Annotated in this window: 8 protein-coding genes; 1 reads left to right on the top strand and 7 read right to left on the bottom strand. The window is 41.1% G+C overall.

Going from position 1 to position 12,822, the window contains the following annotated elements; all coding sequences use genetic code 11:
- Window positions 1–54 precede the first annotated feature (54 nt).
- Window positions 55–3,207 carry an efflux RND transporter permease subunit gene (locus L3V38_RS03285; RefSeq protein ID WP_237118338.1) on the bottom strand — a complete coding sequence of 1,051 codons (3,153 nt, stop codon included), beginning with the start codon at window positions 3,205–3,207 and terminating at the stop codon, window positions 55–57.
- A 4-nt stretch (window positions 3,208–3,211) separates the two neighbouring features.
- Complete coding sequence (locus L3V38_RS03290; RefSeq protein ID WP_237118339.1) at window positions 3,212–4,384, bottom strand: efflux RND transporter periplasmic adaptor subunit; 1,173 nt, start codon at window positions 4,382–4,384, stop codon at window positions 3,212–3,214.
- A 157-nt stretch (window positions 4,385–4,541) separates the two neighbouring features.
- Between L3V38_RS03290 and L3V38_RS03295 the strand changes: the two genes are divergently transcribed.
- Window positions 4,542–4,790: a YkgJ family cysteine cluster protein gene (locus L3V38_RS03295; protein ID WP_054562006.1), complete on the top strand. Its 249-nt coding sequence runs from the start codon at window positions 4,542–4,544 to the stop codon at window positions 4,788–4,790.
- 172 nt (window positions 4,791–4,962) lie between these two features.
- On the opposite strand, the gene L3V38_RS03300 is transcribed toward L3V38_RS03295, so the two are convergent.
- The 5 genes from L3V38_RS03300 to L3V38_RS03320 form a co-directional block, all read right to left on the bottom strand.
- Entirely contained in the window at window positions 4,963–6,801 is a 1,839-nt protein-coding gene (locus L3V38_RS03300; protein WP_237118340.1) for a TonB-dependent receptor, read from the bottom strand.
- Window positions 6,802–7,442: 641 nt separating this feature from the next.
- On the bottom strand, window positions 7,443–7,991 hold the full coding sequence (locus tag L3V38_RS03305) for a DUF4136 domain-containing protein (RefSeq protein WP_062569349.1): 549 nt from the start codon (window positions 7,989–7,991) through the stop codon (window positions 7,443–7,445).
- 147 nt (window positions 7,992–8,138) lie between these two features.
- The gene (locus L3V38_RS03310; protein WP_237118341.1) at window positions 8,139–10,925 is read right to left on the bottom strand and encodes an ATPase; all 2,787 of its coding nucleotides are present in this window, start codon (window positions 10,923–10,925) and stop codon (window positions 8,139–8,141) included.
- On the bottom strand, window positions 10,925–11,470 hold the full coding sequence (locus L3V38_RS03315; protein ID WP_062569347.1) for a hypothetical protein: 546 nt from the start codon (window positions 11,468–11,470) through the stop codon (window positions 10,925–10,927). The genes L3V38_RS03310 and L3V38_RS03315 overlap by 1 nt, the downstream gene beginning before the upstream one ends.
- 2 nt (window positions 11,471–11,472) lie before the next feature.
- Window positions 11,473–12,747, bottom strand: a complete 1,275-nt coding sequence (locus L3V38_RS03320; protein ID WP_130150135.1) for a hypothetical protein — start codon at window positions 12,745–12,747, stop codon at window positions 11,473–11,475.
- Window positions 12,748–12,822: the final 75 nt, after the last annotated feature.

Below are 12,822 nucleotides of genomic sequence, written 5' to 3' on the forward strand. Positions count from 1 at the left end.
GACAAAACGCTTGGCAAGAAACTTACCAAGCGTTTTAGGTTGGGATGAGATAGATTAGTGACTGCTTGTATGTAACTCAGCTTCAGGAGCAGCCTTTTTACCTTTTAGCTTGCTAATTAAGCGTTTAAAGTCTTCTAGTGCTACGTACTGACATGGAATTAAGATAAGTGTGATCACCGTGGCGAACAGCACACCAAAAGCGAGTGAAACCGCCATAGGGATGACAATTTTCGCTTGTAAGCTTGTTTCCATTATAATCGGTAAGACACCGATAAATGTGGTAATTGAAGTAAGTAGTATTGCTCTAAAACGACGAGCACCTGCTTGCATGACAGCTTCTTTTATCGCAACTCCTTCGGCGCGCGCTTTATTAACAAAATCAACCATAACCAGCGAGTCATTCACCACCACACCAGCAACAGCGATGATACCGAATACCGATAGGCTACTCATGGTCATACCTAAAATCATATGACCGAACATGGCACCTATCACACCAAATGGAATAACCGACATAATAATGAACGGCTGTGAATATGAACGCAGTGGAATGGCTAACAATGCAAAGATAATCAGCATAGATAAAGCAAAATCACGTATTTGCTCTGCCACACTGTCCATTTCTTCTTGAATGCGACCGGCTACATTACTTTCAACTCCAGGGTAGCTTTTCAGTAGGCTAGGTAAGTATTCATCGCGAATTTCTTTCGCAATGGCAAATGGTTCTGCTTGGTCTGTGTTAACTGCAGCCCAAACGTTTACAGTACGTTTTGCATTTTCACGACGAATACGGTTTACACCATCAACAATATTTACTTTTGCGACCTCTGCAAGGGGAACTTCTACACCGGTTGGTGTAATGATCCGTGCATCTGTGATGTCACTTACCGCGTTACGAGATTCACGAGGGTAGCGGATCATCACTTTAATCTCTTCACCGTCACGTAAGATACGTTGTGCTTCAAGACCGTAGTAGCTAAAGCTGACTTGTGATGCAACGTCTGATAATGTTAAACCAAGGCTGTAAGCAAGCGGTTTAAGCTCAAGTTGTACTTCATCGGTAGCTGATTGCAGTGAGTCATTAACATCACCCACACCTTGCATACCATTAAGCTTTTCTTTTAGTTTAGCGGCCACTTCTTTGAGCTTATTGATGTCTTTACCTTCTAAGCGGAAGCTAACATCGCCATCATCACGACCACCGTTCATGATACTGTCTTCAATGTTTAGTGTTTTCACGCCAGGCAGAGGCGGCATTTGCTCACGCCACATTGCACTTAATTGGAAGGTATCAATAGGGCGTAAGTCCGGTTCAACTAAAATAGCCATAATGCGTGCACTTGTACGACCGCGCAGGCTAACCGATAAGTCGCGGATCATCGCTTGTCCATATTGCTCTTCAAGTTGCTTATCAACATCTAAAATTAGTTTTTCAATAGTTTGAGCTGTTTCGAGTGTAGCTTGTTCAGAAGATGACAAGTTCATTTCTATAGAAATACGTGGAAAATCATGTGGGATCTTAGGATTCGCCACAAATTTTACTAATCCACCTGCAAACATGCCGCCGCTGACAATCAATACACATATAAAGCCTACGATCACGGTATAACGGTAGTGTATGCAGTGACCAATAAATGGTGTGTAGTAATTATCAATAAAACTTTTTAAGCCATTATCCATTCCTAAGCGTAAGCGATGTAACGGATTTTTGGGATTCGCTGGTTTATTTTTCATTGCTGCTAAGTGAGCAGGCAGGATCAGTTTTGATTCAATCAAAGAGAAGATTAAGCAAAGGATAATCACACCACCAATAGCTTTAGAGAAGGCTGAGCCTGGGCCAGATGCCAGCGTTTGTGGTAAGAAGGCTGCAATTGTGGTTAACACACCAAAGGTGGCAGGAATGGCAACGCGTTTTACGCCGCGTACTACGTTATCAAGGCTATGGCCGTGTTTTTCAATTTCAGCACTGGCCGATTCACCGACTACAATGGCATCATCAACCACAATCCCCAACACCAGTATGAATGCAAATAAGGAGGCTAAGTTGATGGTGATATCTAAAAAGCCCAAAGGCATCATTAAAAATGCGCCAAGGAATGAAACAGGCAGGCCCATCATGACCCAAAATGCTAAGCGTAATGGTAAGAATAGAGCAAGTACTACCATAACTAAAATACCACCCCAAACCATGTTGTCGATCATCATGTTTAGACGACCTTCAAGGTAGTAAGTTAAATCTACAATAGGCGATAGTTTTACACCTGCAGGTAATTGAGGGGCTTTATCTGCAAGGTATTTTTTAAGAACAGCGGCAACTTTGGTTATATCTTGATCTTTTGATGCATTGACTTCGAACGTCAGTGAGTTTTTGCCATTGTATTTAGAGTACTGTAAACCCTCTTCAAAGCCATCATTAATCGTTGCCACGTCGCCTAGTAATACTTGTGCACCATCTGGTAAGTGTAATAAAGGCAGATTTTCGAACTCTTTACCACGATACGCTTGGTTTTCAACTCGCATCGAAATATAACCATTTTCAGAGCGAATTTGACCAGCTGACATATTTGCAGAGAAGCTGCGAACGGCTGTAGCAATATCACGGAAAGTTAAACCATATTCACGCAGTTTATCTGGGCTAATTTCAATGCCAATTTCGTAGTTTAAACCACTATAAAAGTTGACCAAGTTGATTTGCGGTAAAGCTTGTAACTCGTCTTTTATGTCGTTACCAAGTTCTTTGAGTTGGTAGTTGCTCATATCGCCATACAGCGCAAGGATCATAACTTCTTGTTCAAACTTGTCGCGGCGAACAATAGGGCGTTCCATCTCGGCAGGGAAGGTGTTTATTGAATCCACCTGCATCTTGATTTCATCAAGTACTTCTTGCGGGTCGTATTTTTCTTCTATTTCGACCCATGCTTGTGAAAAGCCACGATTTGAATAAGTGATTAAACGCTTTATGCCTTCGAGCCCTTCTAAAGACTCCTCGACCTTAATGGTAATTCCTTCTTCAACCTCTTGTGGCGCAGCACCTGGGTAAATTGCTTGAATGCTGATCCAATTACTTTCGAATTGTGGAAACATTTGTTTTCGAACTGACATTGCAGTAAGCAAGCCGCCCACTAAGATGAAAATCATCAGCAGGTTTGCCGCAACAGGGTTACGAGCAAACCACGCTATCAGGCCTTTTTCTCTATGTGTGGTCATGGCTTTATTCCTCTTTCAGTGCTAATTGTGTTGTAGGTACACTCAATTCAGCGTTATCGAGTTTTACAGCCATACCTTCTGTGGGATACTCAAGTGCAGAGGTAATTAACTTTTCACCATTAGCCAAGCCATTATCAGCGATCACCATGCCATTTTGCTCACGCACGATATTCAGCGTTTTGAATGTCAGTGTTTCGCCATCTTGTAATACAGCGACTTTTTTATCTTTAACTAAGTGGTGCGGTACGACAATAGCATTATCGAGGGCACGGCCTTCAATCGTCGCATTAATATATGAGCCAAAGCGTAAAGGTTGTTTTTGCTCATAAGGCGTTGCGACTTGAGCAACCAAGTAGTTCATACGGCTACGTTGGTCAACAACGCCTTCGCTGCGAACAATAGTTGCTTGCCATGTTGTTTGTTTACCTGCAAATTCAGCACTGATTGACACATTTGCACCAATGCCCTGGTTGTTTAGGTATTGCAAGTCTTTATCAGCAACTGGAAGACGAACCTCTGCTATAGAGGTTGAGCTTAAGCTACCAAAGCTACTGCCAGGGTTTACCACACTGCCTAAGCTAATTAATCGCTCGTCGATAATGGCATCATATGGTGCTTTAATGTAAGTGCGCTCTAAATTACGTTTTGCACGTTTTACACTCGCTTGTGCAGCGCGGTAGCTTGCTAATTTTTCAGCAAGCTGAGGTTTGCGTAAATATAACTTTGACGGAATAACTTGGTTTGAGTCACCTTTGATGCGATCCCATTCAGCTTGCGCTACAGATACCTGCGCACGTTCAATTTCAAGAGCCGAACTGGCTTGAGCAAGGCCTGCTTCTGCTTCGATTAATGCTGCTTCGTAATCATTTGGATCAATACGTGCTAGAATGTCGCCTTGCTTAACAAATCCACCTTGTACAAATTGCTCAGACAGTGACACAACTTGGCCACTGACTTGTGCGACTAACTCCGTGTGGTTTTTTGGCTTCACGATTCCATGTGATTTTACATCGAGCGTAATAGCATCAAAGTTCAATGGTTTTATTGATACAAGCGGACGGTTGTCTTGTTCTGGTTTTTCGACCGGCGCTTGTTTCATTGAAGCAAACGCAAAAGCCATTCCTAGGCCACCGAGTAATACGGCGATAGGAAGAATGATTTGTTTTTTACTAGCCACGGGATAGTCCCTCACGGTTGACGGTAATTAAAATAAACTTGATAGGCTAAGCATACGCAATAAAGTGTTTACAAGGCGTTTGAAGATGTAACAAAGCATTGCACATATTACAAAGACGCTACAAAGGTTCTATAAGAGGTACCCAATGACAGATAAAATGGCATGTAGATTAGGCTGTGGCGCCTGTTGTATTGCACCTAGTATTAGCTCACCTATTCCAGGGATGCCAAACGGGAAAGCAGCGGGAGAGCGCTGTATTCAACTTGACGATAATAACCTATGTAAATTATTTGGTGATGAATCAAGGCCTAAGGTGTGTAGCGACTTTTCTGCCACTATTGATGTGTGTGGCACCACTAACGAACAAGCACTGTATTTAATTACTGAACTTGAGCAGATGACTTAAAAAAGATTAAACCTTTAACATTTTTTAACGGTTAGTGGGATCAGTTGTGTTTTTTATAACCAAAGTTTTATTTATGGCATTTAATATAATTTTGGTTATGGTTCGTTAGATATCTTAGACGGTAACGCGATAGGAAAATGCCAGTCAAATTGACTGGCATTGTTGTTTTTGCTTACCACGTATAAGTAGCGCTAAGAGTATATTGCTCGCCGCGACCAGGGGTACCTGGAACTTCTTCAAATGATTCATCCCAAATGTTGTCAGCAGCAAAAGTGATAAACACATTCTCAAGCTGAGCTGGCGTGAATTTTAGCGTTAATTGAGTAAAGAAGGCTTCATCGTCAGAGCTACGTAGGCGGTTACTATGTTGCTTACGCCATTCGTTATCAATGCGCAGTTCAAGTACATCCATAGGCTGCCATACTGCACCTAGTGTTACACGGTGGTCAGGGTAGTTAAGCGCATAAAAGCTGGCATCAATATCAGCCGTGCCATAGTCTTCTGACTTTTCTAAATAGGTGTAACTGGCAATTAGCTCTGTGTTTTCAAACGATTTATTCGCTAAAAACTCAACGCCTAAGGTGTCTATGTCAACTGGGTTTGCAAAACGTGCTGAGGTTGCATCAAAGCGATATGTCCAATCCGTTAGGTTTTTATCTTTTCGGAAGAAAATAGCTGAATCTAAACGCCAAGATGACTCTTCAATCAATAAACCTAGCTCAAGGTTATCGGTCGTTTCGCGCTCGAGGTTGTAATTACTTCTAAATAATCCGCCCGTTTCACTACCACCAATAGCGGTGTAACCAGGTACTTGAGAGGCTTCTGCGTATGATGCATACCAAGTATGTTCACTGCCATTTTGATTAATCACTTTCAGGCTCGCATCGGCAATAAAAGAGGTATCTGAGCTATCACGGTTAGTATCGTCAAATGCAGTGCCAACACGAACAGTAAGCTCTTTGTTAGATGCAAGGGCTGTCTTGTACTCAGGCAAGATACTTAGTTTAGTGTAATTGCGTGAGGTAAAGTTGTTTTCAAGAGATGTTGATTCAATTGAATCAGCAATAAACTGTCCTGAGTAGTTAACTGCAAAGCTGTTATTGAGCGAATGACGACCCGACAAACCCAATGATTTAACCGTGGTTTCATGAAACGCTTCAAACATAGCTGGGTTTTCACGAGATAATATGTAATGGTCGTTATGTTTACGATAATAACCTGTTACTTCAAAACTATTGTTCTCACCATACATTTGTTTGTGGTTTAGCATCAATAGCTTGGTTTCAAGATCTTCGGTTTCGTTAAAATTAAATGGTGTGTAAAGGTTCGGCCAACCAAAAAATTTCTCTTGGCGTCCGAACATTAAATCAGTTTGTGATGAGTCACTGGCAAGTTGAATGCGCGCTGAGGCACGTTCAAAGTCGTGATCGCCATTATCAATTGAGCCATCACTTTGCGAGTTTGAGTATTCACCCTCAAACCCTAATCGCCAATCGGGCATACTTTCAAGCTTTTGGCTGTGGGCAGCATGAATGCTTAATAAGTTAAAGTCATTTGTGCCAGTGCCAAGTGAAACACTTCCAGTGCTTGTGATAGGGCGCCAGCTAAATGAAACTGTACCAACAGAGCTGTTCATGCCATACAGTGCGTTATCAGCACCTGTTAAAATGGCAGGGCCGGTAAGCATTTGTGGCGCAATAGGAATTTCAGCGAAGTAGTGCCCCGATTGTGGGTCGAATAAGGTACTACTGCCAACACGAAAGCCGGTATTTTCGAAAATACCTCCACGAATGGTTACATCAGCTTGTGCTTCAGCCATATTACGTGACTGCAAATCTACACGGGGGTCATATTCTAAATTTGATACAGGCGCATCAAAAGTGCCGACAGGCTCCTTATTTGCGGTTGCTGAGACTTCAACGGTGATTTGTTCAATATTGTTTGCGTCTTCTGCTAGCACTGAGCAAATGACGAATAAAGCGGGAAGTGTAAGCTGTACTGCGCGTACCATCTAAAACTCTCTTGAATGTATTTGATTTACCTAGGGCAGTGAACACTATAAGAGCTCACTGCAAAATTGCGGCTATTGTATCTGAATCATCCAGTTATACCACTCCAACCAGATTTCAATAGGTAATAAAAAACCGCTAAGGCGCGGTTGTGCAATTAGAGCAGTGTCTACTTTTTATTTAAAATCTGTTTTTTGTTTCGGTTTGAATTTTTATTGTTTAACCGCGTCATATTTACCAAAGAAAGTGATGATGAGTGCAATAAAAATGCCTATAAAACCAATGATCGAAAAAGCTAGGCTATATTCAGTTTTAATATTAAAAATATTGAGTAAGCTAGTTATTAACAATAAAGAAATACCAACGATTTTTAAAATCGTCTGTGTTTTATTTAAGCAAAACCATGCTTGACAAGAGGGACATTGATTTTCAATAAAGAGGTTGTTTTTGTTAACCTTTTTTATATCTTTAGTCGCTATTTTAGTTTTACAGTTTGGCAAGTTAATTTCATTTTATTCCTTTTTGGATCTTTCTCTAAGACCCCGAATTCCATTTAGAGTTACTTTCGGCATCATAGCAAACTTTAATCATCACAAACAAAAAAGCTCACAATTTGTGAGCTTTTAAACGATGTGTTAACACTTTACTGCTGAGGTTTAGGTGGGAAGTTACTTAGAATATTAGCAACTGTTTCTTTAATTATCTCAGTGCGTTTTTCAGGTGTTTGGTTCTTTTGCAAACGACCTTCTTTTGCACCACGCCAAACTAGTTGGTTAGAAGCGCGGTCTACCACGTCTAAAATCAGTGTGCCTACTTCATATTCGCGAGTAGTTGTTTGCGTGTTGTAACCCATGCCCCAATAGTTCCAGCGTGCGCCGTAACCGACATTAAAGGTATCAACGTCGATTTTTTTATCAACCGATGCATGGTAGTTAATAAGTACATCTGCTTGTGCCATATCAACAAGTTTCATACCGCTTTTTTCAAGCTCAGCATTAACGGCTTCACGTACACGTTTTTCCATTAACGGGCTAATTTGGTAGTTTGCAACATTCTTAGTTAGGCTCGCGTTAGGAACCCAAGAGAAAGTTTGATAGTTGCTAAAGTCTGCTGATTTGTCGTAATCCCAATCAGGGGTTTTGGCACAAGCCGCTAAAAGTAATACAGCCGTGGCGATTAATAAGTTTTTCATACTGTTTGCTCCTTGGCAAAATTTCCACTACTTATTTGATAACATAACACAAAAATAATTCAACTGAATGATTATTTATTTACTATGGCACATTTCAAAAAAAGTACTGTAATTGATTGTAAATACAGTCATCCATGACATGTTGTATTAAGTACTGTGTTCTACTTCGATCCAGTCTTTTTCGTCTACCCAGTTTTGCGCGCCATCTTTTACTGTACGAATAGGTACAATGTAGTCGCAACTTACTTGTGGTTTTACAGAAGCAAAAATCGGCACAAAACCAAAGCTCAGAGCCGTTTCGATAATTGCTTTTTGGTTTTGTGGGTCGATATCCGCTGCTTCATCAATATAAATAGGAATACGATACAGGTTTTGTTCTTGATCACTTAATAGATAGCGAATGAATAGCATGCCGCATAATAGTTTAATAGTGATACGTGTTCCGTTAGAACCTGCTGAATCGATTTTTTCGAAGTGCTCAGTGTCACCCGCACGATTCACCACTTCAAAACGAATATCGAATAAGTCGGTCAGTGTTAGACCGGCTTTTTCTGAAGCAAGCTTAATTAAATGATCTTTTGCTTCGTTTACCGCAGATTCGCTATAAGGCTCTTGGCTTAATAAATCGAGGGTATCGCCTTGCTCAAACTGATTTGAGGTACTGATAATGGTATCAATACTATCAACCAGCATCTTGCGCGGAATAACATTAATTTTGAATGCTTGAAGGTTAGAGATTCGGTGCTGGCTAATCCCTTTATTAAAGCTATTCATTTCGCGGCGTAGGCGGTCTAAGTCTTCGCGCAAGCCTTTAATGGTGGCGGCGACTTCGGTTAACGCAACGCGGCCTTGACGCTCAACGGCATCGCGCTCGTTATCAATGTTATGAAACGCGCTAATCAGCTTTTCGTATTTAGTAAACTCATCGTTTTCGTTATCAAATTTAGTAATACCCGCATTGTAAATATGCATGTAGGTGTTACGTACGTTGATATCAAAGTTTCGTAGCTCTTGGCAGTCCTTGTTAAAGTGATGGATGAGATCGCTTAAGTTATCAAAATCAATACTGATTTCAATCATGTATGGAGTCACTTTGCCAGAGTAAAAATCAAGGGTGTGATCAATACGTTCAGATTTAACTTGACGTAAGCGGTCAGCTTGGCGCGCAAGCAAATCTTTTTTCGATTTGATAATTGAACGATGGTCGCTAATTGAGCCACTGTTCTTTTGAATGTCTTGCAGGTAGTCGTCAACTTGTTCGCGCTCTGCATTTAATTGCTCTTTTAGCAGGGTTTGTGCATCGACAGATTGCTGCATCACTTCAAATTGTTCAAAGCGTTTTAATGCTTCTTCTGAGGCCATTAGCTCATCATATAAGGCATCTTTTTCTTTTTGCTTTTCGGCGACATTAGCTGCGACTTCGCGCTGTTGTTTAAACTCTTTTAGTGAGTTTTCAAGGGCTGCGAGTTGCGCGGTTAATTGCTCTTTATTTTCACCCGTTTGCATTTGCACTGGACTTAGCTTTTTAAGTTTAATCGTCGCACCAGGCAGAGTTAGTACACTGCCTTTCACGTTAGCCGATAACTGCTCTAAGAACTCACCAAAGGCATCTTCGTCTGTGATCTCAACATCACCATTGCTGGTGGTGGCAAACGATAAGATATCTGGGTTCAGAATACGCGAAATCTCTTCAACTTCTTTTAAAGATAAATCTTCACGCATACGGGTGAATAAATTGAACTCAAGGTTCTTCAGCTGTAGTTTTAAGCTCTTAATTTGCTTTTGTGTTTCGCTAATACGGTAATCTAGCGTGTGCAAGCTTTGACCTTGAGCACTGCTTAACGAATGCGATAGCGATTCATAATCTTGCTTAAGCTGCGTAAGGCTTACTTTTAAAGTGGCCTTGTTAACTAGTTCAAACTCAGATTTAAGCGCTCGATAGTCTAAAAACCATTGTTCAATTTGAGTTTGTTTACGCTCAATATCACGCGATTGCTGAATATACAGTTGTTGCTTTTGGTCAAACTCATGCTTTTCGTGCTCGATATCTTCAAGGGCAATATTTAGCTCAGTGAGTTGCTCTTGTTGATAGGTTTCAAAGTCAATCAGTGCTTGGTCAATTTTTGGCGCATAGGCTGCAAGCTTGCCTTTTAAAACCGTTTGGTTTTCAAGCATAGATTCAAGGGCTGCGATTGGCTCTTGCATTGACTCAAGGGCTTTTAGTTCACGTTTGGCGCGATTCACTTTATCAAATGAGCGACGCCACACTTCATAAAAGTCGACCCGTGAGTTTGACATATGACGTTCAAAAACACGTAGCATAAAGCGTTTAACATCACTGGCACCTAACTTATGCAAGTTAAGGATACGGCGAAAAATTTCTTTATAAATCGCTGAATCTTGCACGTTGTTAAGCGGGATCATCTTTAAATTGATATCGCCATCAAACGGGGTCGCGCCACCAGTGAGTAAGGCGTTTAGCTCTTGCGCTTTTAATTCAATTGGATTGAAACCTTGCTCTTTTAAGTGATTAAAAAGCTTGGTGAATTTTACAATGGTTTTGCCTTGGGTGTAGTGCTCAAGGTCTAATTTACCTTGATAGCAAAAAAACTGATGTGCATAACCGGCAATTTTACCAAGGCCAGCAACACCAATCACCACTGGGCCGTTTGGTAAATCGGCTTCGAGTAAAATATAGGATTGATCTGACGAAAAGTAGAATTTTCGGGTTTCGTCTAAATCGTGGCCATCCCATTCTGTTAGGCGTAGATCATTAATCAGTGGAAATTGCAGGGCATTAATCACCGAGCTTTTACCAGTATTGTTGGGTGCACAAATTGAGCTGCTTTTATCCAGAGGGATCACGCATTTTGCATAGCCAGCGGTATTTAAAAGTGCAAGTTTGCTGAGTCCGTAAAGGCTTTGGCTTTGCATTATTCGTCCTCTCCTAGGTAGGTTTCTTCGTTTACTTCCATTAATGCATCGATATAACGATAAATGGGTGCTTGCAGCATAAAGCCGTTTTCTACTTCGCGAGCAAGGCCTAAACGCACCATACGAAGGTACACGTCTTTGCGTAAATCTGAGCCTGAGAAGATTTCTAATTGATCAAACAAGTGCTTGTTGATTTGCACTAAGGTTTGCATGAGTTCAAGGTCGTTTACCTCGTCAAACAAGGCACGCATTGGATCTTTACCGGTATTGGCATAGTGCTCAATCAAGATGTAGATAGTCAGTGCGATAGCACGCGAAATTTTCCCCATGTTTGGGGTGCTTTCATCGCTGCCAAAATAGTAAAAGCCACGGCTATCGTGTTGTAAGTCATGGCCAAGGGCATTAAATAACGCGCGGTAAGCATCAATGTGTTGATCAAGCTCTTGCCACATCAGCGTGTCTTGTTCGCTAATGTGGTAGCCTGATGTGAGCTTTTTATTAATAGCTTGCAGATGCGTTAAATCATCTAAATTAATATCTGTCATGGTTATTGCTCTGTTGCTTTTTGATCGTCAGCAATCGATGAGTTAAATGGATAAAGAGAGAAGTGTTGCTGGGCAATTTTTATTTTTACTTTCTCTTGGCTTTGGCTAATTTCAAGGTCGCCATCGCTAATGAGTTTTTGATACAAGAACAGCATTTCGTCAGCTTCTAAGTCTGGGTAGCTTTCATCTAAGAAACTAAGCAGCGGCTGAGCTTTTTTGCTGGCTTTTTTAAAGCGCTTTTTAAATTGTGTTTTAACATCGTTGTAATCAGGAATATGTGGGCTTTGATAGGCAGGCACATCATCATGTTCTGGTAGTTGATATTCATCGTGCTCAAAGTCAACTAAGCCTGCCATATAGGCCACGATATGACGTTGCTGACCAAGTGAAAAACGCTGTGCGTCTGAGACAAAGTTAGGCTGTACAGCACTTAACATGTTATCGACGCCATTTTTACGCACTAAACCAAGCACTTTGGCCGCTTGGCGAGTAATTAGGTTGTTGCGGCGCAATTCTTCTCGCAGTGGCATCAACATATCGGCGCTTTTGCGTAAACTTTCACGGCCAACTAAATGCATTTCTAAAATACGGGTACGTAATTGCTCTAGCATGCGCTTGTCTTGATATGACTTACCAAGACGGTCAATTTGCTCGATTTGCGCGCTAATTTGCGCTTCGATGGTGTTAAAGCACGCGTGGAAGTCACCACGAATATCAACCATTTCAAGCATAGGTTCTATGTATTCATCAAACGCTTCAATCACTGCTTGATAACGTTTTTGCAAAGATTGCACGGCGTTGTCTGCTTTCGCTTGCTCAACAATGTTTAATATCGCGTTTTCATTGTGGGCAAACAATTTCATTATTTTGCGTACCCGATCATCCATAATCCGGCTGAAACGGCGAAGCTCGTCGTAATCTTCAATTTCACCCGCTTTGGCAAGGCGGTTGCCTAGGCGCGCTAAGTCATCAACTAATACGCTGATTTCTTGGGCAAGACCTAGGTGTTCTTCTTGCAATAAAAAGGTCGCAAAATCAGCGATAGCACGGTTGATTTCTAATTGTGACGACTTCGCAAGAGGAATAATGATATCTTGATTCAATAAACGATTTGTTTCTTTATAAATACGTTCATTTGACCAGCTTGGCTGTTTTTGTTTTATCGCATTTTGTACGTCTTTTAAGCTGAAATCAGCCATCTTAAAACGTTTAAATAATAGTTCTAACACCCCCCAATGCTCTGTAAGGGTATTTAATAACTTTTTAGCTGGGATCATATGGCTCCAGTAAATCAAAATTTTGGTGTTAGCGTTTAGTAGTAATTTATCTAATTGAGAATAGTTTTATGACTT

The organism is Pseudoalteromonas sp. L1, from assembly GCF_021728095.1.
Classification (GTDB): domain Bacteria; phylum Pseudomonadota; class Gammaproteobacteria; order Enterobacterales; family Alteromonadaceae; genus Pseudoalteromonas.